Origin of the sequence: Paraburkholderia madseniana, from assembly GCF_009690905.1 — a bacterium.
GTDB lineage: Bacteria > Pseudomonadota > Gammaproteobacteria > Burkholderiales > Burkholderiaceae > Paraburkholderia > Paraburkholderia madseniana.
Genome location: NZ_VOSW01000066.1, coordinates 25,740 through 52,502 on the forward strand (window position 1 = coordinate 25,740; position 26,763 = coordinate 52,502).

The following is a 26,763-nucleotide window of genomic DNA, read 5'->3' on the forward strand; positions in this document are numbered from 1 at the left end:
GGATCGGCGTCGCGATTAATGTTTGGCTGCGTCCAGCTTGCGGAAGCGGTCCACTTCCGGGCCCGGCTCGAAGTCCTCGAGTTCATACAGTTGCCGCACTTCGATTTCGCCCTCGGCCTGCTCGCCGAACGGCGCCGGGAAGCGCCGCGCCCATTCCATGGCTTCTTCGCGGGAGCGAACCTGAATCAGCGTGTAGCCGGCGATCAATTCCTTGGTTTCCGCGAATGGGCCGTCGATCACCGTGCGCTTGCCTCCGCTGTAGTGGATGCGCCAGCCTTTCGAACTCGGTTTCAGGCCGGTTGCGTCGAGGAGCACACCGGCCTTGGCCAGTTCTTCATGGTAGGCGCCCATCGCCACCATCAGGGCTTCGTCCGGCTGGCCGCCCGCTTCGCTGACGGCAGTCGCCTTGACTATGATCATGAATCGCATCGCAATCGCTCCTAGGGTGGTGTGTAGTTGGTGGAGAGCCGTTATCTGTTTGCTGGCTCCTTACTCACACGACGAGCGATGCGCGGCCGGATCGACATATTTGTCGTCAGCCTAGGGAAAACCCCAAGAAAATAGCCATGAATGGGCGAACCTGCTTATAGGAAACAAGGCCCGAGCTTGCGGACTTCGACGGTGCACCACGACGCCGCCGGGCAGGCCTGCGCGATCGCCACTGCTTCTTCACGGGTTTCACAATCGAGCAGATAGAAGCCGCCGATCATTTCCTTGGCTTCGGCGAACGGGCCGTCGAGCAATTTCGCTTGACCATCGCGCACCTGCACGCGCACGGCGTCATTCGTGGAGGTCAGCGCTTCGGCTGCGACCAGCTTGCCGCGCTCTTTGAGGCCGGTGGCGAAACGCACCATCTGGTCATAAACCTCGCGCCCCGCCTGCTCACCACGTTCGACGCGTTGATTCGGGGGTTCGACGATAAGCAGCATGTAAGACATGGCGTCTCCGATTGATCGCGCCGTGGGCGTGAACGCCAGCGAGGCGTATGACGGCAAGAGCGCGCTTACAGTTGGGTTGCGAAAGCCAGTCTAGCAAGCGCGGATGACTCCAGCAAACCCGTTTCACTGCCCGGGCATCGACGGACCGCAAGCCCTACGGACACTCGTAATACGGATGCGGCACGTGGATTGCTGCTTCGGTTGTATCGATACACATCCGAGGTGACATCATGCGAAATCGATCTGTAATGGGCGTCATTGCAATGGCATTGGCGCTACTGACACTGACGGCCGGCTGCACCCTTGGCGGTGCGGCAGCAGGTGGCGTCATCGGCAACGAGGCGACCAATCACAGCGCGGTCGGCACGGTCGGCGGCGCGGTAGCCGGCGGGATTATCGGACACGAGTTGGGCAAGTAATTTAAGCCTGAACTGCCTGAAACAATTCGATCAGAGAATATGACGGGTTCGCAAACGCGACCACCCTTCATATTCTCCTATTCAGCCGCTCTCTCACGTGACACAACAACGCCACTTTGAAGTATTCTCCCAACGCGTTTAAACGCGTCGTGAACGCATTACGCGTGGATTAAAGGCAGCAAATAATCTGCTTTCAAGCCGATAAACCGGCGCGACAAATGCAATTAAATTTATCGGCATAATCTGCCGACATAACAAACGAATCATATAAACAGGGTATCGGGGAAATTCATGCATCGATCGTTAGTGCGTAGCGGCGTCGCGGCCGCAGTGGCCTTTGCGTTGTTCCAACTCGGCGGTTGCGGCGGCGGCGGTTCCAGCTCAACATCGTCGAGCACGCCGACGGTCACGGCTACCTCGGTGAACGGCACGGTCGCCACCGGCAGCGCCGTAGTGGGCGCAACCGTCACGCTGACCGATGCGACCGGCGCTCAGGCCACGACAGCCACCAACACCCAGGGCGCGTACACGATCTCGGTGAAAGGCATGACCGCGCCGTTCCTGATCGTCGCCACCGACGCCACCGGCATCTCTACCCCGCTCGTCTCCGTGCTCGCCAAACTGCCCAATGGCACGGCGCCGGCAGTCGCCAACGTCACCACGCTGACCACGGCGATTGCCGCGATGCTGACCGCTTCGGGCAACCCGCTCGACCTCGCGTCCACCACGGCGCTGGCCAAGGTGACGCTGCCGTCCGTGCAGATCGCCACCATCACGCTCGACGCGATACTGACGAAAATCCTCGCGCAGAACGGCATCCAGACGGCGGGCTTCGATCCCATCGGCGTGGCCTTTACGCCGAACCACACCGGCGCCGATGCGGTGATCGACACGGTGTCGGTCGTGTCGGCGGCCAACGGCGGCCTGTTGCTGCTATCGAACGCGACGCCGGGCACGACAGTCGTGCTGAACAACCAGACTTCCCAATCGGTCACGCTGGCAGCGCCGCCCGCGGCGGCCAACTATCTGGAGCCGCTGGCGTCTCTGCTGACTGCCTGCGCGGCGACCGGCACGCTCAACACGTCATGCTCGCCGGCCATCGACTCTGCCTACCTCGAAAACGGCTCGACCGATCTGGCCGTCGCCCACGGTCTGACGGAAACGACCTTCAATGGTGCGGTGTTCGGTTCGCCGAAGACGCTTGCCTTCTTCACACGCAACGGCAAGCAGCTTGCGCTCGTGCAGTTGCCGGTCACGCTGGCGAGCGGCACGGCAGCCGGTGTGCTCTACACCATCGCGCAACAGTTCTCCACGCCCGTCACGCTCGCCAACGGCACGCAGCTCGGCTGGGATCTGATCGGCAATCAGTCGCAATTCGCTGTGTCGATCATGTCGCAAATCCAGCGCCGCACCTTCCTCGATTCGAAGCTGAACGACGTGAACCGGTACGAGTCGGGTCTTAAGATTGCGATTCCGACCACTTCGAATCCGACGGTGTATTCGGCTTCCGTCACGGGACCTGGCCTCGCTGCGCCGGTCTGGCTGATGCAGCGCAATGCGCTCGGCATCAGCTCGCTGGGTCTGTCGGATTTGCCGTTGAGCGCGGCGCCGGTTTCGCCGGCGACGACCAGCAGTAATACGGAGTTGTATCGCTGGTCATGGCAATCGCTGTCGTCGACCGCGAACTTCACACCGGCGGCTTCGAGCGGCTACTACTCGGCGCAATCGATCGACGCGAGCACCGTGCCCCTCTACTCGACCTACACCGTGACGTTCTACGACCAGAACGGCGTGCAGCTCGGCCAGTCGTCGATCATCAATCCGGGCAGCCCGTTGAACGCGGCGGCGGGCAGCGCGGTCGCGTGGCCGACGCTACTGCCGGACTTCGCGACCCAGTTCCTCACGCCAGCCGGGTCGCTGGCCGGCGTGCAGTACGCGATGAGCGTGACGTGGTCGAGCCTCGTGAACGGACAGAATCTCGCGTATCCGGTGACGTCAGTGCAGATTCAGGCCTCCCCTGGAACGGGCTCCGGCTCGACGACTGCAATCGATGGCTTCTCGATCAGCGCGCCGAACAACACATCGGTCGGCCAGTTTCAAACCACCGTCTTTGCGGGAGTCAATGCCGGGGGCGTACAGACTTGCACGAACTGCCCGTTCCCGGCGTTGACGTCCGGTGGTTCGCGGCTCGTGCAATTGGGTGGCGGGCGGAATGGGATCACGTACTACGACTTGACGAAGTACAACGACTAGAGCAGGACAAACAAGAAACGCCGGCGCATCGCAGCGGCTTTCATGCCGCCGGCAACAGCGACCGGGCCTGCTCGAGAAGTGCGTGGGACGCAGCAAACTCGTTGCGTCCCGCCATCGTCAATGCGGCGTGGCCGGTGCTCGCGAACAGTTCGTCGTTGGACGTTGCGACTGCGTTCGAACCGGAACCCGGCTGGTCGTATCGGCGAAAGAACGCGAGCATCTGGAACGCGTCGAGTCGCCAGTCCTCTGGACCGGCCTTGGCTAGAAGCTCAGCGGCGGCGGCTAGTTGCCGCGTGACTGCGAGGAATTCAGAGCGTTCCATGACACCTGTCTCCTTGTGAGTCGCCGTCACCGGGCGTTCTGAGAGTTTAGCGCAGGAATTCAATCGGCCATCGACGCAACCGTAGTCCTGCAAACTCGCAGGCCCAAGCAACAAGCCCGCGAGTTTGCATCAACAACGCATCACGACGCTTTTTCCAGTTTCACGATGGTCATCGTGCCGTCGACGTCTTCAATGCGCACCTTCACCTTGTCGCCTTCGTGAATCCGCTTGATCATCGCGGCATCCTTCGCCTTGAAGGCCATGGTCATGGCCGGCATCCCGACGTTTTGCAGCGCGCCGTGTTTCAGCGTGACCATGCCGGAGGCCGGGTCCACTTTTCTCACCTCCGCATCCGTGAGCGCCGCATTCGGTAAGTCCTTTGAAGCCGCCGGCTTCATAGACATGTTCATCCCCGCCATATCGTCGCCCGCAAACGCAGGGGCCGCAGCAATGGCGCCGAAAGCAGCAAACGCAACAATCCATTTCTTCATTGAAGTTCTCCAGTTTGAGTAGTTGGCACGGCTGTGCCGGAAGGTACTGCGTGAGAAAGCCGCGCGTCGGGCAGACGCTTCGCGCGGCGGCGTTGCAGCAGGAACCACGCTGCGGGAATGACCAACATCGAAAGAATGGGCGCCGTGATCATCCCGCCCACCATCGGCGCGGCGATGCGCTGCATGACTTCCGAGCCGGCGCCGTGCCCGACCATGATGGGTATGAGACCGGCAAGCACGACCGCAACCGTCATCGCCTTGGGACGCACACGCTGCACTGCCCCCTCTCGAATCGCATCGAGAAGCAGCGTTTCGGTCAGCGGCTCGCCTGCGTCGAGTCTGCGATTCAACGCGCCCTTCAGGTAAAGCAGCATCACGACACCGAACTCCGCGGCCACGCCCGCGAGCGCAATAAATCCCACGGCGGTCGCAACAGACACGGCATGCCCCAGCATCCAGATAAACCAGAAACCGCCGACCAGCGCGAAGGGCACCGTCGACATCAGCAGCAGCGCGTCACCCACGGAGTTGAACGTCAGAAAAAGCAGCACGAAAATGACCACCAGCGTCACGGGAATAACGGTGCGCAACTTCGCCGCCGCTCGCTCCAGATATTCGAACTGACCGGACCACGCAATCGAATAGCCCGCGGGCAGCGTCACTTTCTCTGCGACCGCGCGCTGCATGGCCTGCACGGCCGAATGCAGGTCCGTATCGCGGATATCGACGTACACGTAACCGGCGAGCCGCGCGTTCTCGCTACGAATCATCGGCGGCCCATCGGCAATCGTGATGTGCGCCACGTCAGCTAGCTGGATTTGCGCGCCACGCTCGGTCACGACTGGCAGCTCGCGCAGCTTCTCGAGCGAATCGCGAATCTCGCGTGGATAGCGGATGTTGATCGGAAAGCGCTCCCGGCCGGCAATGACCTCGCCGACGTTTTCGCCGCCGACCGCGGTGGACACGATCGACTGGATGTCGGCAACCGCGAGGCCGTAACGTGCCGCTGCCAGCCGGTCAATATCGACGTCGACGTATCTGCCGCCGTTCAGGCGCTCGGCAAGTGCGGACGTCACACCGGGCACGGTCTTGACCGCTGCTTCGACCTGCGTTGCCACCTTGTCGATTTGCCCGAGGTCGGGGCCCGAAATCTTGACGCCGACCGGCGTCTTGATACCCGTCGACAGCATGTCCAACCGATTGCGGATAGGCGGAACCCACACGTTCGAGAGCCCCGGCACTTTGACGGTGTGGTCCAATTCGTCGACCAGCTTCTCCGGCGTCATGCCCGGCCGCCACTGGCTGCGTGGTTTGAACTGAATCGTGGTCTCGAACATCTCGAGCGGCGCGGGATCGGTCGCCGAGTCAGCGCGGCCGGACTTGCCGAACACGGTCTGCACCTCCGGGACGGTCTTGATGAGCCGATCGGTCTGCTGCAGCAGTTCACTCGCTTTCTCCGTCGAGATGCCCGGCAGCGCGGTCGGCATATACAGCAGATCGCCTTCGTCGAGCGGCGGCATGAATTCGCCGCCGAGCCGCGAAAGCGGAATCGCCGACGCTGCAAGCGCAACCACCGCCAGACCTATTGCGACCCACGGCCGACGCAACGTCGCCTCCAGCAACGGGCGATAGAGCCGGATCAGCACGCGGTTGATCGGGTTCGCGTTCTCGTGCGGAATACGGCCGCGGATCAGCAAACCCATCAACACCGGCACCAACGTCACCGACAGGCCCGCCGCCGCTGCGATCGTGTAGGTCTTCGTGAACGCCAGCGGGGAAAACAGCTTGCCTTCCTGGCCTTCGAGCGAGAACACCGGAATGAACGACAACGTGATGACGAGCAACGAGAAGAACAGCGCCGGCCCGACCTCCGCGGCCGACGTGGCAATGAGTTCCCAACGTTCAGCCGAACTGATCGCGTTGCCGGGATGCGCGTGCTCGTACGCTTCGAGATGTTTGTGCGCGTTCTCGATCATCACGATGGCCGCGTCGATCATCGCGCCGATGGCAATTGCAATGCCGCCGAGCGACATCAGATTCGCGTTCACGCCTTGATACCGCATCACGATGAAGGCGGCCAGCACGCCCAAGGGCAACGACAGGATCGCGACGAACGCACTGCGCAGATGAAACAAAAAGACAGCGCAGACGAGCCCGACGATGATGAATTCCTCGACGAGCTTGTCCTTCAGGTTGTCCACCGCGCGTTCGATCAACTGTGAGCGGTCGTACGTCGTCACGACTTCCACGCCCGCGGGCAGCGAACGCTTCAGCTCGGCGAGCTTTGCCTTCACCGCATCGATGGTGGTCAACGCGTTCTTGCCGGAACGCATCACGATGACGCCGCCCGCAACTTCGCCCTGGCCGTTCAGCTCTGCGATGCCGCGTCGCATCTCGGGTCCGATCTGAATACGCGCGACGTCGCCCAGCAGCACGGGCGTACCGGCTTCGTTCGTACGCAGGACGACGTTGCGAAAGTCATCCATAGTGCGCAGGTAACCGGACGAGCGCACCATGTATTCGGACTCCGCCATCTCGACGACTGACCCGCCCGATTCCTGATTCGCCTTGCCTAACGCGTCGGCGACCATCGCCTGCGTGATGCCGTAAGCGCGCAGTTTGTCCGGGTCGAGGACGACCTGATATTGACGCACCATGCCGCCAATGCTCGCGACCTCGGACACATCCGGTACCGACTTCAGTTCGAACTTCAGGAACCAGTCGTTCAGGGCGCGAAGCTGTCCCAGGTCGTGCTGTCCGCTTCGGTCGACGAGTGCATATTCGTAGACCCAACCGACACCGGTTGCATCAGGCCCGAGCGATACCGTCGCGCCAGGAGGCAGCCTGCTCTGCACCTGATTCAGATATTCGAGCACACGGGAACGGGCCCAATACTGGTCGGTTTTGTCGTCGAACAGAACGTAGACGAACGCATCGCCGAATGACGAATACGCGCGAATGGTTTTCGCCCCCGGTACGCCCAGCAGGGTCGTGGTGAGGGGATAGGTGACCTGGTCCTCGACGACCTGTGGCGCCTTGCCCGGGTACGACACCTTGATGATGACCTGCGTGTCGGACAAGTCAGGCAGCGCGTCGAGCGGCGTCTGCATCACCGAGTAGACGCCCCATGCCGTGACGAGCACGGTGGCAAGCAGCACCAGAAAGCGGTTGTAAATCGACCATCTGATAAGACGCGCGATCATTTGGCGCCTCCTACCGGTTCGACTGTCGTCAACTGGTAACCGCTGTCCGTCTGCCGGAATGCGAAGTGCACTACGTCACCGGGTTTTGCGCCCGGAAAGGCCGTGGGCGATGGTTTACCGAATGCCATCGTCATCTTCCCCCAGCCCAAAGCCGGAACCGGCTGGTGGGAGAAGATGATGTCTTCGGCGGTCACCTTTTCGATCCTGCCGGTGGTCTCGTACGTTTGGGATGCACTGGTCGCGGCGGGTGCGGATGCGGGCGCGGGCCCGCTCGGGTCTGCGTTTGCGCTCCCCGCGAGGCGAGGAAGAACCGATTTGAGGCTGGCTTCCGAATCGATCAGAAACTGGCCGGACGCCACGACCTGATCGCCATCGGTCAAACCGCTCAACACTTCGGTTTCGTCGCCAGCATCTTTGCCGACGGTGACATTCACCGGCTGCAAACGGCCATCACCGTTCCTGACGATAACCACGGTGCGCTTGCCGGTCGTGATGACCGCTTCGGATGGAACGAGCAGACGCGAGGCCGGTTTCTGCGCGCCGACCCGCACGCGCATCAACATACCGGGCGTCAGCTTGAACGCGGCGTTGTCGATCTCGAGACGCGCCTGCAGCGTGCGGCTGCCGGTGCTGATGCCCGGCAGGATTTCGCGGATCTGCCCTTTGAAGTGCCGAGTGGGATCGCCCGCGAATGCCGCGTCCACGGTCATGCCAGGCTGCACGGTTAGTGCAAGGGATTCCGGTATTTCGACAATGAGCCACAACGTCGAGAGGCCGGCGATCTTGGCGAGCGTCTGTCCGGGCGTCACCATCGCGCCGTCGCGGACGTTCAGCTCGCTGACCACGCCCGTTTCCGGCGAGGTCAGCACGACATGCGTCTGCGCCTTGCCGCTCCGGTCGAGATTCGCAACGACGCCGTCCGGTATCGACATCGCCCGCATGCGCGCGCGAGCCGCGTCAAGCATGCCGCTGTCCATACCGCTGCGTTTGAGCGCGAGGTACTCTTCCTGCGGCGCCAGCCAGTCCGGCACGAAGAGCGACGCGATCGGCGCGCCTTTCGCTATCCGTTGCATCGGTGCGTCCGCGTACAAGCGGTCTATGTAGCCCGTGACGCGCGACTGCACCACGTCGGCGCGCGATTCGTCGAATTGCGTGGTCCCAACGGCATCGAATCCTTCGATCACGTCCTGCCGTCGCGCGGTCGCGTAGCGGATGCCGAGGTTCTGCTGCAAGCCCGGATCGATTTTGACGCCGCTCGTGCCTGCGTCATCGGCGAAGACCGGTTCGAGCTGCATGTCCATGAAAGGCGACTTGCCCGGTTTGTCGAAATGCTGATTCGGAACCATCGGGTCGTGCCAGTACAGCACCTTGCGCCCCGTTTTCGCGTCGATTTTGTCGCCTGCCGCAGATGTCGCGGCGGGCATCGTGGCGGCAGAAGCCGAACCCGCCTGCGTGGAATGACGCGTGCCGGCCAGGTAGCCTGCGCCTAACAAAGCGGCGGCGGCGAACGCAACGAGAACCGCGCGTGCCAGTTGTTTCTTTTGCATGGTGTTCTCCTTCACTGGCTGATGGACATCGACGCGGGCACGACCTGGTATTCGAGCTGGGCCCAGGTCAGGGACACCTCGCGCCGAAGGTCGAGCACCTGTAACTGAGCGTCGAGCAATGCACGTCTGGCAGCAAACGCGTCCGCAAGCGACCCGCTCCCCGCCTGATAGGCCGCGGCCGCGAGCTGGACGCGCCGGTCCGCAGCGGGCAGCAGGGAGTCGGTGAGATGGGTGATGCGCTCGCGGCCGCTGGCAAGCGTCGCCGACTGCGTGCGGATATCCGCTTCGACTTGCCGCTGCGTGTCTTCGTACATCAGCCGCGCTTTGGTGCCGAGTTCCGCCTTCTCGTCGGCGTCGCGGTTCTGGCGATTCTTGCGATTGATCGGCAGCGGAATGCTGACGCCGACCGAAACCATGTTCGAGTACTGCCCGCCACGCTGTTGATAAGAGACTTCCCACGTCCAGTTGGGACTGCGGTTGCTGTTGGCGACAGCCGTATCGGCATCGGCGACGGCGATGTCCCGCGAAGCGGCCACAAGCACCGGCTGAACGTCGCGAAGCTCGTCGGGTGGCAGAGACGACACATACGATTGCGGCGCGGGCGGATCGCCGCTCACATCGAGAACAGGCGTAGCAGTCTAGCGGGACAGGCCGATCAGCGCGGTTTGAAATGTCTGTTGTGCTTTGAGTAGCTGATCCTGCGTCTGCGCAAGCATCGCCTGCGCTTGCACGACGTCGGCTGCGCTTGCCTTGGCTCCCCGGTAAGACGCTTTCGTCGCGTCCAGTTCGTGATCCATATGACGCACCAGCTCCTGCTGCAACGCGAGCGCCTGCTTTGCATAGACGGCGTTCAACCAGGCAGTCGCCGTTTGTTGTCGTGTGTTCACGAGCTGCAGCAGATAGCCGGCGCGCTCGCGGTCCACCACATCGTTCGCCCGCGCGGAGAGCAGGCGACGTTTGTCACCGGATACCCATTCCTGCTCGATGCCGATACGGCGCATCGTCATGAAGTCCTGACCGATGGTGAACCGTTGCGATCCGTTCACCGGCAAGTTGTCGATACCCGCTTTGAGCATCGGATCGGGCAACTGCCCGGCCCGAACGGCGGCATCTGAGCTGGCGCGCACAGAGGCCTGTGCGGCTCCCATGGCGGAAGAGCGGTCGGTGGCGGCCTGAAGCGCCGCATCGAGCGTGTAGCTTGCTTGCTGAGCGTGTGCCGCGCCGCTCGCGAAAATCAGCGCTGCGAAAAGCGAGCGCGCGCGCCGTGGTGCACGCCGGGTTGACGGCGTGCGAAAAATGAATGGCATGTTCTAACCCCAACGGCGAACTCCCAAAGGGAGTCCACGTCCTGGACGCAGGACGACCTCACCGCAAATGCGGTGAACCTGTCAGCAAGGGTTTAGATGGCGCGAGGAGGTCGCCACGGTCCGGTCGGCTCACGGACCGGCAGCGATTGCGCGTAGTGGAAAACAACGGTGCTCGACAACCCGGCAGGCCGGGTTATTCCAGTCGGAGAGACCGGGTGATACAGACTGCCGATTTGGCATTGAGCCATTACCTTGCAGAAAAAGCCCTTGGCTTTTTCGGGCTGCGACGAATGCATCGACTCGCAGCCGGGCATGTCAGCCGACATCGCACCGCTCTCGTCGGCACTCATGCTCATCTGCATCGGACATTCTCCCGTCAAGCCGCTGGCCGCCAGCCCACTAATGGGCAGCGCAGCGCATAGCAACAGAAGGAGCAAAGTCCGCAGAAATTTCATGCCGGAGATTATAGCCGCAGTAAATTAACCGGGTGCGTCGGATTGGCTAACAACAGCAGGATCAGCGCTGATGCGAAAAAACGCCCCATGCGGGGCGTTCTTCGTTTGAGCGTTAGCTTGCGGCAGAGCGCGACGTTGCTTAAACGGTCGCTTCGACAATCGCTTGCGTATGGGCCGATCTCATCAACCCCTCGATCATCTTCGTCTCGGCGTTCGCAATCTCGCTCAACGATGCGACCGACAGTTGCCCATCCAGAATCGCCAGCGCGGTGCAAAGACGTGCGTATTCGCTGTCTTCGAGCAGCCAGGCGCCGTCTTGATGCTCACGCGCGTCGAGTTGCACCATCGCCGCATGCGCGCTTTCGATATCGGCAATAACGTCTTCACCGAGGCCAAGACGCGCCAACTCTTGCGACACCAGCAGATGCCGGCTCAAGGTCAGGTGCAAATCCCGCGTGCCTCGACCGCGCCGGAATGCATCGAGGGCGGTGTAGCACTGCAGGAGCATCGCCGCGGTGACTGGCTCGTGGGCAGTGCGGCTATAGGTCAGCGCGCGCAACAGCGGGGACATGGCCGGCTGGGTGTGCTTGCGGACTCGCGATTTACTGGACATATCGATTCAACCTCCTTCGCTAACTCTCGGCTTTGCCACCGAATGGTGTGCTCTCCGGTGGCAAACGCCGCCGATGCGCCGGCGGCTTGACAGGCCCTTAATGTGAGTCTGTGTAGCCATCATGGCAAGCAACTATTAAGACAGACTTAAACAACTCAAAGTCTCGAATGTGCGCGGCGTCTCGCCACGCGCGAGCAGATTTTCCGCTGCGGCTGGCCGGAAATGCAACGCTGCCATATAGGTTCGGATCGGATAAATACAAGTCACGTTGGCCGCGCCGACGAAAAAAAAAGCCCTGCTCCCGCGAGGGAACAGGGCCGGACAGGATGGAGGAGTCGTACAGGCGCGTGGATGCTTGCCGACTTTTATAACCACCACAGACTACCAAAGCTGTTGCTACCTGAACTGCTACTGCGCTACTGCGTTATTGCTTTGCTGCGGTATTGCTTTACGGCGGTATTGCTTTACGGCGGTATTGCTTTACGGCGGTATTGCGGTATTGCGTTACAGCTCGGTTCCTCGCCATCAACATCGCCTCGCTGCAACCCCCTGCTGAGCCGTGCGCATGGCTGCTGCGATTGCGCACTATTTGCATTGCTTCGACTTCCTACTGCTTTACTGCCCTGCCACGTTGGTCAAACGCGGCAAACTGCCATCAACGGTACGGTTCAAAACAACGCGGGGGAAGACCGCGTCGATGGGCTCGGTGACTTGTCGCTCCATGGAAAACAGTTTATGTGAACGCACGAGAATGCAATTGCGCGAAACGAGGGGAATTGGCAGGCCAGTTTGCCGAATCGCCGCGGTGTCGCGGTTTCTTCAGACTTGAGCCGTGACGTTGGGCGCCCGAAACATAGGCGCGTGGTAAAAAGCGCTACTGGCACGACAATCCACGACAATTCTTTCTCACCGCCCGCGCACCGGAAAACGTTACCCGCATGTCCGTTCAAGAACCTGCCCTTACCCTGCGCCCCGCGCTGGAAGCCGACGAGCGCTTTCTCTTCGAATTGCGCAAGGCCACCATGACCGAGCATCTGGCACGCGCCGGCGAATTCGTCGACGATACCCAGCATTTCGCGCGTCTACGCTATCGCTACGATGCGGCACAGGTGATTTGCGTCGATGGCGCGCCGGCTGGTTTGCTGAAAGCGTATCGCACCGAAACCGAGTGGTTCGTCGTGCAAGTGCAGATCGCGCCCGAGCATCAAGGCCGCGGGATCGGCGAGCGCGCGCTGCAAACTGTTCTGCAGGCCGCGCAGGCCGACGCAGTGCCGGTCAGCCTCAAGGTGCTCAAAGGCAATCCCGCCAGGCGCCTGTACGAGCGCCTGGGCTTCGAAATCGTCGCCGAAGAGGAAATAGAGTTTCTGATGCGGCGCGCGCCGCACGCGTCAGCGAAAACTCAAGCAAAATGAATGTCTGACAAAGACGGTACGAAACCCGCTATGACCTTTCGCGACACCGCGGCCATCGAAAGCTGGCACGCCCATGTTTACTTCGATTCAGGTAGCCGCGACGCCGCGTGGACCTTTCGCGAGCAAATCGAAGCACACTGGAACGGCAAACTGCAAATGGGGCGCTTTCACGAACGCCCGGTCGGGCCGCACCCGATGTGGTCGTATCAGCTCGCATTCGCGCAGGAGCAGTTCGCCGAACTCGTCGGCTGGCTCACGCTGAATCACGGCGCGCTCGATATTTTTCTGCACCCGAATACCGGCGACGCCTTGCGCGACCACCGCGACGCGGCACTGTGGATCGGCCGTTCGCATGAGCTCGTACTGAGCGCTTTGAACTAGGTGCCAAGGCACCCGTAGCGGCACACGGCCGCTAGCCAGGTCACATATTCGAATACGAGCTGCACCAGCCACGCGCGGCGACCTGCTTGTCGCCGAACAGCGTGCAGCCACCGTAGGCGTCGGTAGACTTACCCTGGAATAGCGAACAGTTGGCGCAGGTTTGTCCGGCGGCGTAGCCAGGGAATTTCGCCTTGTCGACTTTTGACGCGTCCTCTTTATAGCCGACGGCCTGCGCCTTCGGATCGGCTTCGCTCAGTGCGTTCGCGGTGTCGGCGAACGCGACGCGGGACAGCATGAGCGTTGAGCTCACGCCCACACTCAGCATCAGAAAATGGCGGCGTGAGGTTTTCATCATGGTCCGATGGGAAGATGGGAAGTGGGGATGCCCGTTGATCGGGTTCAATCGAGAAATCGCGTGAACCGTTCAACCGGTTCGCGATCCGTGCGCAACGTATTGACCAGCGCGCTTTCGTCGGCGAAACCGAGCGACATGCCGCACACCAGTTGCTCTTCGGCCGGCAGGTCGAGATGCTCGGCAATCAGCCGATGAAACTGCGTAAAGGCCGCCTGTGGACAGGTATCGAGGCCGCGCCCGCGCGCCGCCGTCATGATCGCTTGCAGGAACATGCCGTAGTCGAGCCAGCTACCGCGCTCCATCACCCGCTCGATCGTGAAGAACAGGCCGACCGGCGCGCCGAAGAACCGGTAGTTCTGTGCATGCTGTTCATGCATGCGCGCCTTGTCGCCCTTTTCGATGCCCAGCAGGCCGTAAAGATCCCAGCCGATCTTGCGGCGGCGGTCGATGTACGGCGACACCCATTGGTGCGGATAGTAGCGATACTCTTCCTGATACAGCGCATCGCGCTGAGGGTCGTCATAGGCGGCGACCAGAGCCTGCGACAGGCGCGCGAGCGACTCGCCCGTCACCACATACACTTTCCACGGCTGAGTATTGGTGCCCGAAGGGGCGCGGCTGGCCGCTTCGAGAATCGCCTCGATATCGGCGCGCGCAACCGGCGTGGGCAGAAAGGCGCGGATCGACCGCCGCGATATCAACGCGGCGTCGACCTGGTTGGGGGACGTGGTCATCGGCAGAAATCCGGCAGGGCCAACGGTTTTTGGCGGTCTGCGCCGATTCTAGCGCGAGCGCCCACTTTTCCGCTGGCGGCCGGGCAGGGTTCCGGGCGAGTGCCGGCGGCCGAACACGAAATCGCGACACCGTTTATCCTTTCTACAACACCGCCTACCGCAACTGTCCCGTCCATCTTCGGAGTTGACCATGCAATACCGCAAATTCGGCCGCACCGGCCTGACCGTTTCGCACCTGTGTCTCGGCACGATGACCTTTGGCCTGCAGACTGAAGAAGACGTTTCGCGGCGGATTCTCGACACAGCGGCGGACGCCGGCGTGAACTTCATCGATACCGCCGACGTTTATCCGCTCGGCGCCGACGAAAGTATTGCCGGACGCACGGAAGAGGTCGTCGGACGGTGGTTGAAGGGCAAACGCGACCGCTTCATTCTGGCCACGAAGGCGGTCGGCAAGATGGGGCCGTCCGCGTGGGATCAAGGCGCGTCGCGCAAACATCTGCTGGACGCGATCGACGCATCGCTGCGGCGGCTCGGCACGGACTACGTGGACCTGTACCAGCTCCATTCCGACGACGCGAACACCCCACTCGATGAGACGCTCGAAGCACTGGACGTGATCGTGCGATCTGGGAAGGCGCGGTATATCGGCGTGTCGAATTTCCTGGCGTATCGACTGGCACGGGCGCTGGGTCGCGCCGACGTGCTGGGCGTGGCGCGGTTTGTATCGGTGCAGCCCCGCTATAACCTGTTGTTCCGGCAGATCGAGCGGGAGTTGTTGCCTTTGGCGGATGAAGAGCAATTAGCCGTGATGCCTTATAACCCGCTGGCAGGTGGTTTGCTGACCGGTAAACATCGGGTGGATGCTGCACCCACGTCCGGGCGATTCACCGAAACCGTCGGGAAGGCGGGGGCCATGTATCAGGAGCGGTACTGGCATCAGCGCGAGTTCGAAACGATCGAGAAACTGAAGGCGATCGCCACGCCGACGGGCGAGTCTTTGACTCGGGTTTCTCTTGCGTGGGTGCTGGCTAATCCGCTGATTACATCGGCGATTATCGGCGCTAGTCGCGCTGAGCAGTTGAGCGATACGCTGGCGGCTTCGGAGCTTGTGCTCGACGCACAGGTTAAGGCACAGCTTGATGAGGTGAGTCTGGAGTATCGATGGGGTGATGCGGCCCGATAGTGGGGTGCCTTTGACGGCGGCTTCGGTTGCCCGGCCGCCGCCTTCGAAGGCACAGAAATCACCGTCCGTATCGAAGCACCGTACTCGCCGCAGCGAGCACATGGTCCTTCATAGCCGCCTGCAACGCGTCGCGCGTCAATCCTGCCGGCAATGCGTCGGGCGGTAAATCAAGCGCATAAACCTGCGCAACATAGTGATGCGGGACGTCCCCGACCGGCGGGCAGGGTCCGTAATAGCCAGGGCCACCCGTCCGGTTCGTTCCGGCCACGCTACCGGCCGGCGTCGCACCCGCGCCGAGCCCGGTCGCCGACGGCGCGACGCCATATAGCACCCAGTGCACAAGGCCCAGACCCTTCGCGCCGTCCGGGTCGAAAATAGTAATCGCGTAACTCTTCGTGCCGGCAGGCGCGTTCCGCCATTGCAAGGCCGGCGACACATTACCGCCACCGCAATTGTTCGCGCTCGCCGCATGGCTCGAATCCAGCGTGCCGCCGTCGGCCACACCCGGCGACGACAGCGCGAATGCATCGGCCGCGCGGGCACTCACTGCAGCAAAAGTCAGCACGGCACACACGCTGACAAATAACAGGCGTCGTGCAACGCCAGTGGTATCGCTTCGAATCATCGTTGGCCTCCCCGCGTATAAGTTAGCTAAGCTGAAAAAGGCGGTGGCGCAACAAACGCGCGTCACAGCCACCGGTGACAAACGTATCGATCGGGCGCTTTATTCCGCCGACGTGCAACGAATCCATCAGCACACCACGCATCACTTGAACCGACCCGTCCGCTCATTCGCCTCCGGCAACTGCCGCGTCTCACGCAATGACTTTGGATGCCACAAGCGCGCGCCGCCTTCGATCCCTGCATCGTTGGATACGGTCGCGACATTCGCGGGCAACTTGAACGTCAACCGCGCCGCGTTGCCACCGCCAATCCACAGCTTGTCGTAGTTCACCAGCGCATCGAGAATGCCGATTATCTTCTGGACCCGGCGATTCCAGCGCTTATTCCCCGCCTTCTCGCGCGCCGCGTCGCCGATGTACTCGTCGTACGCCACCCCCGTCTTGCTGACCGGATGATGCGCAAGCTCGAGGTGAGGCATCAACTCGCCATCGCGGAACAGCGCTGTGCCCGCGCCCGTACCAAGCGTCAGCACGAGCTCGATCCCATGACCTTCGATCGCGGCAAAGCCCTGCATCTCCGCGTCGTTGATCATGCGCACCGGCAGACCGCCGAGGCGCTGCGCCAGCGAATCCGCGAGCGGAATGTCATGCCAGCCTTCAACGCCAAAATGCGGCGCCGTCAAAATGCGGTTGTTGCGCACCACACCCGGAAAACCAATCGACATCAGCGTAGGCGGCTCCTTTTCGACGAGCGGCTCGACCAGCTTCACCAACGCATCCACCAGTTGATCCGGCGTGCACGGATGCGGCGTCGGCACGCGCAAACGGTCGGTTTTCATCTGGCCGTCCGCATCGATGATCGCGGCTTTCAAGCCCGTGCCACCGACATCGATCGCCAGAATCCGCTCGGTACTGCTTTTTACTTTCGTCTTACGTGTGGCCACAGTGTCCCCCGATTGTGTTGGTGCGCCTCATGGAATTACTTCTTTTCGACTGCATCCTGCTTCAAAGGCCGCCATGCATGGCCGTCGCGTGCGAGCAGCGCGTCTGCTTCAGCGGGCCCTTCGCTGCCAGCAGCATAACCGTGCACCGGCATCGCGCCGCCGGTCTTCGGGTGCAACACGTCGTCCACCGCGCACCAGCTCGTTTCGATGCTGTCTGCGCGCTGAAACAGCGTCTCGTCACCCAGCATGCAGTCGTACAGCAAGGTCTCGTAGCCAACGTTGGCCCGCTCGGCGAAGAAGTCTGCGTAGTCGAACGACGACTGCACCGCGCCGATCTGCATCACCGGCCCCGGCGTCTTCACATTGAAATCGAAACTCGTGCCGTGCGCGGGATCGATGCGCAAGGTCAGCACGTTCGGCGTTAGCGCGTCGACCGGCGTGTCGCGGAACAGACGGAACGGCACCGGCTTCAGTTGCACCGAGATCTCCGTGCGGCGCGCGGCGAGCCGCTTACCGGTGCGCAGATAGAACGGCACGCCCGCCCAGCGCCAGTTCTCGACGTACACGCGCGCGGCGGCGTAGGTTTCGGTCGTGCTGTCTGGTGCGACGTCCGGTTCCTCGCGATAGCCAACGCCCGCCGGACCCTTTTCGTATTGACCGAAGACAACGTCGTCGGCAGTCAGCGGCTGGATTGCGTCGGAGATTTCGGCCTTCTTGTCGCGCACGGCTTCGGCATCGAACGAATTGGGCGGCTCCATTGCGACCATGCCGAGCAACTGGAACAGGTGGTTCGGCAGCATGTCGCGGAACGCGCCGGTCTGCTCGTAAAATTTGCCGCGCCCCTCCACGCCGATCGTTTCGGCCGCGGTGATCTGCACGCTGTCGATATATTCGCGCCGCCAGATCGGTTCGAACAGCGCATTCGCAAAGCGCACCGCGAGAATGCTCTGCACGGTGTCCTTCCCGAGAAAGTGATCGATGCGATACACCTGCGACTCGTCCGCGTACGACAGAATGTGCGCGTTCAGATCACGCGCCGAAGCGAGATCGGTGCCGAATGGTTTCTCAATCACGATGCGGCGGAAGCTGCCCTCACCTTCTTTCAGCAAGCCCGCTTTGCCGAGATGTTCGACGATCGGTTTGAAGAAGCGCGCAGTGACCGCCAGGTAAAAAATCACATTGCCACCCGGCGATTGATCGAGCTTTTGCTTGAGCTTCGCGAACGTATCGTCGGTTTCGAACTCACCGGCCATGTATTCGAGCCGCTGCGCGACCCAGTCCCACGCTTTGTCGTCGAGCTTGCCGGCGTGGAAAGTGCTGGCTTTGTCGGCGGCGAACTGTTGCAGCGACTTATGCAAGTCTTCACGCCATACGCTCGTCTCGCGTTCGCCGTGATTCACGCCGATGATCTTCATGCCGTCATCGAGCAGGCCGTCCACTGCGAGGTTGTACAGCGCGGGCATCAGCAGCCGTTTGGTCAGGTCACCACCCGCACCGAAGATCACCAGCGTGCAAGGCGGCGCAGGCCGCTTGCCGGCAGGCGACGACGGCGCCTCATGCGGACCCGCGCTGACTTTGCAACTGGGTTCGCGACTGGCGGAAGTTGGGGTGTTCGGAGTAGTCGACATGGGATTCGCTTATGGAAGGAAGCCAATGGAACGGACGTGGCGGCACATGAAAGACCTCGCTACTTGGTCACCGCCGTTACTAGCGCAGGCGCAGGTTCGGGCGCGGACTCGGGTGTGTATGCCGGAGCAGGCGCCGAAGTCGACGTCGGCATCGGTGCCCGGTCCGGCTCGCCAGCCAGCGGCACATTGCCGGATGCGCCCATCGCCCGCGGTTGCAGAAGCAGCGCCACCAAGCCGCTCCAGCCGGTTTGATGCGAAGCACCCACACCACGCCCGTTGTCGCCATGGAAGTACTCATGGAACAGCACGAGGTCACGCGAACGCGGGTCGGCCTGCAAAAGTGGATACGCGCCCATCACCGGACGTTCGCCATTTTTGTCCTTCAGGAACAATGTGGTCGCCCGGCGCGCCAATTCGTCACCAATTTCGCTGAGCGAAAACTTCTGCCCTGAGCCGGTCGGATATTCGACGCGGAAGCTATCGCCGTAGTAACGATGAAATTCGTACAGCGATTCAATCAACAGATAGTTCACCGGCATCCATACCGGTCCGCGCCAGTTCGAATTGCCGCCGAACACCCGTGTGTCGGATTCGGCCGGCAGATACTTGACGGTGACGCTGGTGCCGTTGTGGTTGAACTCGAACGGATGGTCGCGATGGAATCGCGACAGCGCCCGCACGCCGTGATCGGAGAGGAATTCGCTTTCGTCGAGCGCCCGGCGCAGCAACGCTTTCATCCGATGCCCGCGCAGCAGCGAGAGCAGCAACGCATTGCCCTTGCCGGGCTCGTTCCAGCGCGAAACCAGCTTCGCCAGATCGGGGCGGTGTTCGAGGAACCAGACGAGCCGCTCGCGCAGACCCGGCAAGTGACCATGCAAACGCTCTTCAAGCACGTGCACCGCGAAAAGCGGAATCAGGCCGACGATCGAGCGCAGGCGCATCGGAATATTGCTGCCGTCGGGCAGGCGCAATTTGTCGTAGAAGAATTCGTCTTCGCTGTCCCATAGACCGGTATCGCAACCGTCGTCGCAACTCACTGCCTCGGCGATATACAGGAAGTGCTCGAAAAACTTCACGCCGATATCGACGAACACGGGGTTCGCGTACGCGAGTTCGAGCGCGATCCGCATCAGGTCGAGCGCGTATGCGGCCATCCATGCGGTGCCGTCGGCTTGATCGATGTGACCGCCGGTCGGTAACGGCGACGAGCGGTCGAAGATACCGACGTTGTCCAACCCGAGAAAGCCGCCCTGAAAAACGTTGCGGCCGTCCGCATCCTTGCGGTTCACCCACCACGTGAAGTTCAGCAGGAGCTTGTGAAATACGAGTTCCAGAAAATCGCGATCCGCTTTGCCGGTCAGCGCACGGTCGATTTCATAGACGCGCCACGCGGCCCAAGCATGCACAGGCGGATTTGCGTCGCCGAGCGCCCATTCGTAGGCCGGTATCTGGCCGTTTGGATGCTGATAGCGGTCCTTCACCAGCAGCAGCAATTGACGCTTGGCAAACGCGGGATCGATCAGCGCGAACGCGGCCGCATGAAACGCCAGGTCCCATGACGCGTACCACGGGTATTCCCACTTGTCGGGCATCGACACGATGTCCGCGTTGCACAGATGCCGCCAGTCCGCATTGCGGCCGCGTTTGCGGGACCCAGGTGGCGTGGGTTGCAGCGGATCGCCGTCAAGCCAGCGCTGCACGTCGTACTGGTAGTACTGCTTGGACCACAGCATGCCGGCGAGCGCCTGTCGCTGCACGAGGCGTGCATCGGGATCGTCGATTTCGTGTTGCAGCGCGCCATAGAATTCATCGGCCTCGGCGATGCGGTGAGCGAACACCGCATCCGCATCGAGTTGCGTGTCGTCGGGCGCCGACTGCGGACGCCAGCGCAGGTGCACCACGGCGCGGCCATGCGGGCCGAGTTCAATCGAAGCATGCGCACCCGCCTTGGTGCCGGCATCGCGACGGACCGCCTGCTCGTCGCCGTGGACGAGGTAGTCGTTGAAGCCGTCCTTGAACGGCCCGGCACCCTCCATGTTGAACAGACGCTTAACGTTGGTGTCGTTCTCGCAGAACAGCCAAGCCATCTGCGGCGCGTCTTTCGACCACGCTGTCACGACGATCGGCTCATGGCCATGCTGCTTGCCGATCAAATGGACTTCACCGTTGTGGTCCTTGCCGGCGACCAGCGACGGCTTGTCCTTGTTCTCCTTCCACGACCACGAATTGCGCGCCCAGATCTGCGGCAGCACGTCGAGCGAAGCCGGCTCGTCCGCGCGATTCTCGATCGTCACGCGCATCAGGATGTCGTCGGGCGCATGCTTCGCGTACTCAACCTGCACGTCGAAGTAACAGCAATCGTCGAACACGCCGGTGTCGAGAATTTCGTATTCCGGCATGTCGCCGCCACGCCGCGCGTTTTCCTGCACGAGGTCGTCGTACGGAAAGGCGGCGTGCGGGTACTTGTAGAGCATCCGCATATACGAATGCGTCGGCGTGCCGTCGACGTAGAAGTACAGCTCTTTCACGTCCTCGCCGTGATTGCCCTGCGCGTTGGTGAGGCCGAACAGACGTTCCTTCAGGATCGGGTCTTTCCGGTTCCAAAGCGCGAGCGACACGCACCAGCTCAGTTTGTCGTCGCCGAAACCGGCGATGCCGTCTTCGCCCCAACGGTAAGCGCGGCTGCGTGCGTGGTCGTGGGGGAAAGAGTCCCAGGCGGTGCCATCCGCGCTGTAATCCTCGCGCACCGTGCCCCACTGACGCTCGCTGAGATACGGCCCCCAGCGTTGCCAATGGGCACAGTCGGCGGAGTGCAGGCGGGAACCTTCGATCGTATCGAGCAGATTGGCAGCGCGCAGCGGTGGCATGACTACGTCCTTGCGTCGGGCCTGGCGGTGGGACTCACATCGTAGCGCGGTTTAAGGGGCGATGGACTCCAATCGGGCAAGCAGGTTTTCGATGCGCAGCAACTCCCCCAGCGACCACGCCTGAAACGGCGTGCCGGCGGGCGTGTGCGGCGCGTCGCCGTCGGCGATTTCGGAGAGATGGTCGAAGCCGGCGTGATCGAGATGCGCGTACAGCGGGTCGAGAAAGCGCGCTTTGGCTTGTGTACGGGCATCCGGCTCGGCGCCGTGAACCCGCAGCCACGCTTCGACGAATGGGCCTAGCAGCCATGGCCAGACCGTCCCTTGATGATAGGCACCATCGCGCTCCAGCGGCGTGCCGCCGTAGTGCCCGCGGTAGGCAGGATCGGACGGGGCGAGCGTTCTGAGGCCAAGCGGCGTGAGCAAGTGCGCTTCGACCTGATCGACCACCGCGCGCGCCGCCGCGTCTTCGAGTAACGGAAACGGCAGGCCGCCTACGGCGAAGATCTGATTTGGGCGGATTGAGCGGTCAACCGCACCTTTCACGAAATCCACGTCGACGTTATCGACGAGCGCTTGCGTCGCCGGATCGGTAAAACGTTCATGAAACGCTTGCAACGCTCGCTCCGCAGGTGGCTGCCACTGCGGATTCCACGTTGCTGCAATGCGCAATGCGTTGATCCAGAGCGCCTGTACTTCCACGGGTTTGCCGATGCGCGGCGTGACCACCCAATCGCCGACCTTTGCGTCCATCCACGTGAGTTGTACACCGGGGACGCCGGCGCTCAGGAGGCCGTCGTCGGTGGAGGCTTTGATGTTGAAGCGCGTGCCGTTCGTGTAGCCCGCGAGGATGGTTTCGACCGCCTGCTGCAGGCGCGTTCGGGTGTCGGCTTTTGCGTGGGTCGTCGCCAGATAGTCGTGGACGGCGATGACGAACCATAACGATGCATCGACGGAGTTGTATTCAGGGGTGTCACCGTAGTCGGGAAAGCGATTCGGCAGCATGCCTTCGGACAAGGTGCCCGACCATTCGAGCAGGATCGCTTCGGCTTCGTCGAGGCGCCCCGTTGCGATCAGCAAGCCGCGCATGGCGATGAACGTGTCGCGGCCCCAATCGGTGAACCATGGAAAGCCGGCGAGGATCGTGCGGCCTTCGTTGCGGGCAACGAGGTAGGCATCGGCGGAACGTTGCAGACGTGAGCCGAGTGCGCTGCGGCGCTGCTGTTCGATGTTTGCGAGTTCCGTTGCGTGGGGGGCTAGGTTCACGCCTGCCGGCTTCGTTACACGGTTGCCGGTGCCGGCCGACTCTGCTGCATAGTCGGCGACTGCCTTCGTACCTGCCGGCTCCGACGCGGATACTGAGGACGGCTCCGACACGGATGCTGAGCATGCGATCGACGCGCTGAGGATCATCACTGCTTCGCCATCGGCGAGATTGAAGCTGAACACGCCGGGCGTTGCCAAGTCTTCGCTGAAGTCGAGGCCACGCTCGCGCTCGCGAACGTAGCAGAAGTTTCGATACCAATCAGGCGCGTGCGTGTAGACGCCATTGGTCGCCGCATTAACGACCGGCAGGTCGCCATAAGGCTGCCAACTCGTGCACGCCTGATCGCTGCTCGTCTGCACGTTGAAATTGAACGCGGAGTTTTCGTGGTGCAGTGCATGGTAATCGCGCCCGGAGAGCAAGGGCCGGACTTTCAGGGTGAACGCACCCGCGCCAGAAGCCGCCTCAGAACCTTCCAGCCGCCAACGCAAAACCGTTTCGCGCGTCGCCTTGCTCACGAACACTTCCGCTATCAGCGTTTTCTGCGGATCGAGTTGCAAACGCCATGTCGGCCACGGGTCGGTGTCGAACGCGAGAAGACTCGCTGTCAGGTCGGGATAGATCACGTCCGGCACATACCGCTGCATGCTCAACGGATAACGCTGGCCGTCCGCTTCGAGCCACGCTTCCACCCCGTTAACCAGTACCACGCGCCCGCCAGGCGCGCGCGTAGCCGTGAGCAGCAACGCGTGATAGCGGCGCGTGCGCAGTGTGCCGACGGTTCCCGAAGCGAAGCCGCCGAAGCCGTCTGCTTCGAGCCATTCGTCTTCGAGACGCGTGATGTCGAAAGGTCTTTCGATGCGTGTCATGGCGCTGCCAAGGTATACAAAGCCGCAAATCGTTCGGTGTGCCAAGGCTTCAGCCGTATGGCGCTAACGTGACCATTCTCCTGCTTACTGCTTTCCATTTCCTTTCTACCAGCCGACATTGCGACGCAAGTCTATCCACTCGCAAACGTTTCACAATTATTTCTCGAAAGGAATGGAGACTGCATCCGCCGCCACACATTGGATGCAGACATGAGAACAGACACCCGCCTGGCCAGCGCCGTTTTCGTTGCGCTCGCAACTTTCGCGTTGAGCGGTTGCGGCGCCGATGACTCCGGCTCGGCCTCGACGTCTTCATCGCCAACCGCCGCTAATAATGCTGTCGCGCAAAACGCCACGACAGTTCCCGTGGCGGGGATGCTCAACGCATCAGCGCCACTCGCAGCCGGCCCTGCCGCCGCGTCCGACCCGATCACACAAAACATGCAAGCCAGCCTCGCTGCCGACAGCCAGCAAGTCACGCCCGTGATGCATTACGCACCGGGCGACAACGCCAACAGCAACTGACCTGACTCCTCCGGCGCGCGCGAGGCGCGCTATTCTTTCCCCACCCGCAGAAGGTGATATTCGATGACATCAAATAGCCGTCGCCGTTTCCTGCAGACCGTGGCTTCATCCGCCGGCGCTGCCGCCGCGCTGACCGCGCTGCCCGAGTCCATTCGCAATGCGCTTGCCGTGCCCGCGTTTTCGCGCACCGGCACCATCCGCGATGTCGAGCACATCGTCGTGTTCATGCAGGAGAACCGTTCGTTCGACCACTACTTCGGCCACCTGCGCGGCGTACGTGGTTACAACGACCGCTTCCCGATTCCGCTGCCGGGCGGCAAGCCGGTGTGGTATCAACCGTCGAAGGAAGACCCGACCCAGCCGGTGCTGCCGTTCCATCTGAACACGGCGACGACCAGCGCGCAATGCGTCGGCGATCTTGACCATACCTGGTATAAGACGCATGCCGCCATCGACGGCGGCCGCTACGACCAGTGGCCCGCGAACAAGACCGACATGACGATGGGCTATCACCTGCGCAGCGACATTCCGTTCCATTACGCGCTGGCCGATGCATTCACGATCTGCGACGCCTACTTCTGCTCGCTGCCGGGACCGACACACCCGAACCGTTCGTATCTGATGACCGGTATGGTCGATCCGACCGGCACGCTGGGCGGTCCGCTGCTCGACAACAACGATTTCGTCGACGGCGACGGTCCGCCGAATTATCAATTGCTCTCGTGGACCACGTACCCGGAACGCCTGCAAGCCGCGGGGATTTCGTGGCAGGTGTATCAGCAGGGTTTGACGGGCGCCGATCCGTTGAATGGCAACTACGGCACCAACGTCCTGCAGAACTTCGCGAACTTCATCAACGCGCAGCCGGGTTCGCCGTTGTATGAGCGCGCGCAAACCGTGCGCACCATCGATGACCTGAAGGCCGACGTGCTGGCCAACAAGCTGCCGCAAGTGTCGTGGTTGTGCCCGCCGGCTGCGTACTCCGAGCACCCGAGCTATACGCCCGCATACGGGGCGGAATACACCTCGCAGATTCTCGATGCATTGACGTCGAATCCCGAAGTGTGGAGCAAGACCGTGCTGTTCATCATGTACGACGAGAACGACGGCTTCTTCGACCACCTCGTGCCGCCGCAACCGGCGACGACACCGGCGCAAGGCCAGTCGACGGTCAGCACCGATGGTGAAATTCACAACGTGGTGAATCCGGCGCGTGGCGGCAGCTACACCGCGGACGGTCTACCGTACGGTCTCGGCCCGCGCGTGCCGATGACGATCGTATCGCCGTGGAGCAAGGGTGGTTTTGTGTGCTCGCAGGTGTTCGATCACACGTCGGTGATTCGCTTCATCGAGACGCGCTTTGGTGTGTATGAGCCGAATATCACGCAATGGCGCCGCGCTGTATGCGGTGACCTGACCACGGCGTTCGACTTCCGCACGCCGGACTCGAAGGTGCCGCCGCTGCCGGACACGAGCAACTACAAGAGCATCGCCGACAACCAGTGCGCGACGCAGCCGAAGCCGACTGTGCCCACGACGCTCGGCGCAATTGACCCGCAGGAAAGCGGTATCCGTTTCGCCCGTGCGCTGCCGTATGAGTTGCACGTGAACGGTCACGCGGATGTAAAGAAGAACACGTTCGAGATCGTGCTTGCCAATAGCGGCGATCAAGGCGCGCATTTCTACGTGTACTCGACGAATCGCACGGATGGTCCGTGGCGTTATACCGTCGAGGCCGGCAAGTCGCTCAATGAAAGCTTTGACCTGACGACGACGAACGGCGTGTATGCGTTTGAAGTGTTTGGGCCTAATGGCTTCGTGCGTAAGTTTGCGGGTAATACGCAACCGGCGACGGCGCAAACGGTACAGGCAGCCTTGGGCGGACATGGCAACGGCAAGCCCGCACAGCCAGAGATCAAGGTGCAATACGATGTGGCGAACGGCAATGTGTTTCTGAAGTTCAGCAACAAGGGCGGCAGTGTTGCGCGCTTGACGGTTACCGACAACGCGTATGGGGCGCGGACGCGTCCGGTGCTGGTGCCGGCGGAGGCGCATATCGAAGAGGCCTGGGTGCTGGCGTCGAGCCATCACTGGTATGACTTGACGGTGACGAGTAACGACGACGCTAGCTTCTCGCGTCGTTTGGCTGGGCACGTTGAGAATGGGCGGCCGAGTATTAGTGATCCGGCGGCTGTGGCGCCGGTGTTGGTGGTGAATTAAGGGCGCGTGATGGGGACCGGGCTTCGATTGGGTGGCTGCTTTGTTGAGTCGCCTGATCGAGGCTCAGTTGCGTGAGGCTATTACGTCGAAAGAAAATTAGAACGGTCTTATGCCGAATGGCCAAAACTTAATAGTTAGCTTAGCAAAGTGAATTTTAAGAAAGTGGCGCGCTTATACTTTCGTCTGCTGTTGAAGCGCTTTCGACAGCCG

The 26,763-nt window shown here is 61.9% G+C and carries 23 protein-coding genes and 1 pseudogene; 8 read left to right on the forward strand and 16 right to left on the reverse strand.

Annotated elements, in window-relative coordinates; translation table 11 throughout:
- Positions 1-15 precede the first annotated feature (15 nt).
- Both FSO04_RS29730 and FSO04_RS29735 read right to left on the reverse strand, forming a co-directional pair.
- A complete protein-coding gene (locus FSO04_RS29730; protein WP_154565199.1) occupies positions 16-429 on the reverse strand; it encodes a YciI family protein in 414 nt (137 codons plus the stop codon).
- Between the two features lie 155 nt (positions 430-584).
- Entirely contained in the window at positions 585-938 is a 354-nt protein-coding gene (locus tag FSO04_RS29735) for a YciI family protein (RefSeq protein WP_154565200.1), read from the reverse strand.
- Positions 939-1,186: 248 nt separating this feature from the next.
- Here FSO04_RS29735 and FSO04_RS29740 point away from each other — a divergent pair, with 248 nt between their 5' ends.
- On the forward strand, positions 1,187-1,357 hold the full coding sequence (locus FSO04_RS29740) for a glycine zipper 2TM domain-containing protein (RefSeq protein WP_233465023.1): 171 nt from the start codon (positions 1,187-1,189) through the stop codon (positions 1,355-1,357).
- Between the two features lie 291 nt (positions 1,358-1,648).
- Entirely contained in the window at positions 1,649-3,610 is a 1,962-nt protein-coding gene (locus FSO04_RS29745; protein WP_154565202.1) for a hypothetical protein, read from the forward strand.
- Positions 3,611-3,650: 40 nt separating this feature from the next.
- On the opposite strand, the gene FSO04_RS29750 is transcribed toward FSO04_RS29745, so the two are convergent.
- The 7 genes and pseudogenes from FSO04_RS29750 to FSO04_RS29780 form a co-directional block, all read right to left on the reverse strand.
- Entirely contained in the window at positions 3,651-3,932 is a 282-nt protein-coding gene (locus FSO04_RS29750; RefSeq protein WP_154565203.1) for a hypothetical protein, read from the reverse strand.
- A 140-nt stretch (positions 3,933-4,072) separates the two neighbouring features.
- Entirely contained in the window at positions 4,073-4,423 is a 351-nt protein-coding gene (locus tag FSO04_RS29755; protein WP_154565204.1) for a copper-binding protein, read from the reverse strand.
- Positions 4,420-7,626, reverse strand: a complete 3,207-nt coding sequence (locus FSO04_RS29760; protein ID WP_154565205.1) for an efflux RND transporter permease subunit — start codon at positions 7,624-7,626, stop codon at positions 4,420-4,422. The genes FSO04_RS29755 and FSO04_RS29760 overlap by 4 nt, the downstream gene beginning before the upstream one ends.
- On the reverse strand, positions 7,623-9,173 hold the full coding sequence (locus FSO04_RS29765) for an efflux RND transporter periplasmic adaptor subunit (RefSeq protein WP_154565206.1): 1,551 nt from the start codon (positions 9,171-9,173) through the stop codon (positions 7,623-7,625). The genes FSO04_RS29760 and FSO04_RS29765 overlap by 4 nt, the downstream gene beginning before the upstream one ends.
- An 11-nt stretch (positions 9,174-9,184) precedes the next feature.
- Positions 9,185-10,480 (reverse strand): annotated as a pseudogene (locus tag FSO04_RS29770) (TolC family protein).
- 92 nt (positions 10,481-10,572) lie between these two features.
- Complete coding sequence (locus FSO04_RS47725; RefSeq protein ID WP_154565207.1) at positions 10,573-10,935, reverse strand: hypothetical protein; 363 nt, start codon at positions 10,933-10,935, stop codon at positions 10,573-10,575.
- A 139-nt stretch (positions 10,936-11,074) separates the two neighbouring features.
- Positions 11,075-11,548 (reverse strand): hypothetical protein, encoded by a 474-nt coding sequence (locus tag FSO04_RS29780; RefSeq protein ID WP_154565208.1) that lies wholly within the window; start codon positions 11,546-11,548, stop codon positions 11,075-11,077.
- A 351-nt stretch (positions 11,549-11,899) separates the two neighbouring features.
- Here FSO04_RS29780 and FSO04_RS29785 point away from each other — a divergent pair, with 351 nt between their 5' ends.
- From FSO04_RS29785 to FSO04_RS29795, 3 genes are all read left to right on the forward strand, one after another.
- Entirely contained in the window at positions 11,900-12,289 is a 390-nt protein-coding gene (locus FSO04_RS29785) for a hypothetical protein (protein WP_154565209.1), read from the forward strand.
- 197 nt (positions 12,290-12,486) lie between these two features.
- Positions 12,487-12,960 (forward strand): GNAT family N-acetyltransferase, encoded by a 474-nt coding sequence (locus FSO04_RS29790; RefSeq protein ID WP_154565210.1) that lies wholly within the window; start codon positions 12,487-12,489, stop codon positions 12,958-12,960.
- Between the two features lie 30 nt (positions 12,961-12,990).
- Positions 12,991-13,341: a DOPA 4,5-dioxygenase family protein gene (locus tag FSO04_RS29795; protein WP_154565222.1), complete on the forward strand. Its 351-nt coding sequence runs from the start codon at positions 12,991-12,993 to the stop codon at positions 13,339-13,341.
- Positions 13,342-13,381: 40 nt separating this feature from the next.
- Here the strand turns inward: FSO04_RS29795 and FSO04_RS29800 are convergent, their stop codons facing one another.
- Both FSO04_RS29800 and FSO04_RS29805 read right to left on the reverse strand, forming a co-directional pair.
- Positions 13,382-13,693 (reverse strand): high-potential iron-sulfur protein, encoded by a 312-nt coding sequence (locus FSO04_RS29800; RefSeq protein ID WP_154565223.1) that lies wholly within the window; start codon positions 13,691-13,693, stop codon positions 13,382-13,384.
- A 47-nt stretch (positions 13,694-13,740) separates the two neighbouring features.
- A complete protein-coding gene (locus FSO04_RS29805) occupies positions 13,741-14,430 on the reverse strand; it encodes a nitroreductase (RefSeq protein WP_154565211.1) in 690 nt (229 codons plus the stop codon).
- 190 nt (positions 14,431-14,620) lie between these two features.
- Between FSO04_RS29805 and FSO04_RS29810 the strand changes: the two genes are divergently transcribed.
- Complete coding sequence (locus FSO04_RS29810; protein ID WP_154565212.1) at positions 14,621-15,616, forward strand: aldo/keto reductase; 996 nt, start codon at positions 14,621-14,623, stop codon at positions 15,614-15,616.
- 58 nt (positions 15,617-15,674) lie between these two features.
- Here FSO04_RS29810 and FSO04_RS29815 read toward each other — a convergent pair whose 3' ends face one another.
- From FSO04_RS29815 to FSO04_RS29835, 5 genes are all read right to left on the reverse strand, one after another.
- Positions 15,675-16,241: a YbhB/YbcL family Raf kinase inhibitor-like protein gene (locus tag FSO04_RS29815; protein WP_154565213.1), complete on the reverse strand. Its 567-nt coding sequence runs from the start codon at positions 16,239-16,241 to the stop codon at positions 15,675-15,677.
- Between the two features lie 141 nt (positions 16,242-16,382).
- A complete protein-coding gene (locus FSO04_RS29820) occupies positions 16,383-17,183 on the reverse strand; it encodes an ROK family protein (protein ID WP_168435896.1) in 801 nt (266 codons plus the stop codon).
- Positions 17,184-17,218: 35 nt separating this feature from the next.
- Complete coding sequence (gene zwf, locus FSO04_RS29825; RefSeq protein WP_154565214.1) at positions 17,219-18,811, reverse strand: glucose-6-phosphate dehydrogenase; 1,593 nt, start codon at positions 18,809-18,811, stop codon at positions 17,219-17,221.
- Between the two features lie 59 nt (positions 18,812-18,870).
- Positions 18,871-21,678, reverse strand: a complete 2,808-nt coding sequence (locus FSO04_RS29830; RefSeq protein ID WP_154565215.1) for an MGH1-like glycoside hydrolase domain-containing protein — start codon at positions 21,676-21,678, stop codon at positions 18,871-18,873.
- Positions 21,679-21,729: 51 nt separating this feature from the next.
- A complete protein-coding gene (locus FSO04_RS29835) occupies positions 21,730-23,808 on the reverse strand; it encodes an amylo-alpha-1,6-glucosidase (protein ID WP_154565216.1) in 2,079 nt (692 codons plus the stop codon).
- Positions 23,809-24,018: 210 nt separating this feature from the next.
- Between FSO04_RS29835 and FSO04_RS29840 the strand changes: the two genes are divergently transcribed.
- The gene (locus tag FSO04_RS29840; protein ID WP_154565217.1) at positions 24,019-24,333 is read left to right on the forward strand and encodes a hypothetical protein; all 315 of its coding nucleotides are present in this window, start codon (positions 24,019-24,021) and stop codon (positions 24,331-24,333) included.
- Positions 24,334-24,396: 63 nt separating this feature from the next.
- Positions 24,397-26,553, forward strand: a complete 2,157-nt coding sequence (locus tag FSO04_RS29845) for a phosphocholine-specific phospholipase C (RefSeq protein ID WP_154565218.1) — start codon at positions 24,397-24,399, stop codon at positions 26,551-26,553.
- Positions 26,554-26,763: the final 210 nt, after the last annotated feature.